General features: G+C 42.1%; 1 protein-coding gene. It reads left to right on the plus strand.

Annotated features, from left to right (window positions below; translation table 11 throughout):
* The coding region (locus AB0T83_RS20475; protein ID WP_366195032.1) for a hypothetical protein at positions 1-261 on the plus strand (261 nt) is incomplete at both ends.

Raw genomic sequence — 261 nt, forward strand, 5'->3', positions numbered from 1 at the left:
GGCTATTGATTGCGCCTGGTTTACATACACTTTTTATCCTGACACTACTCTTTCCACCATCTGTCCGCCATTATTTCTGCAAGGAGTTGCACAGGGCTTATTATTCACGCCGCTTGTATTCTTTCTGATTTCAGGAACTCCGGAAGAATATGTATCCAATGCTACAGCGTTAGGAACTACAACCCGTTTCTGGACAACCGCTATCGGATATGCATTGATGCAGAACCTGATGCTTTTTTTAACATTAAAACATTCTGATGC

Source organism: Meridianimarinicoccus marinus (assembly GCF_040689105.1).
In the GTDB taxonomy this organism is placed as follows: domain Bacteria; phylum Pseudomonadota; class Alphaproteobacteria; order Rhodobacterales; family Rhodobacteraceae; genus Meridianimarinicoccus; species Meridianimarinicoccus marinus.